Consider the following 245-nt stretch of genomic DNA (forward strand, 5'->3'; position numbering starts at 1 on the left):
TGGAAGCCAACTTCCTGGAACTGCGCATAAATATCGCGTACGTGCGCTGACCGAAACCAATGTTAGTGCATGGACAGCTATTTTGACGCAAAGTACAGTCCCAGCTTCCGTCAGCGGACTGACTATTAACTCGGTAACGAATGTAGCGATAGCATTGAAATGGAACGTAGTAACTGGAGCAACTGGTTACGATCTGGAAATCGACGGTACAGTTGTCGCTGTTACTGGCGTTGCCTACACGAAGA

At 48.2% G+C, this 245-nt stretch carries 1 protein-coding gene; it reads left to right on the forward strand.

Annotated features, from left to right (window positions below; genetic code table 11):
• On the forward strand, window positions 1–245 hold a 245-nt coding region (locus tag AMS66_RS33250; protein ID WP_201782213.1), incomplete at both ends, for a hypothetical protein.

Origin of the sequence: Paenibacillus xylanivorans (genome assembly GCF_001280595.1) — a bacterium.
Classification (GTDB): domain Bacteria; phylum Bacillota; class Bacilli; order Paenibacillales; family Paenibacillaceae; genus Paenibacillus; species Paenibacillus xylanivorans.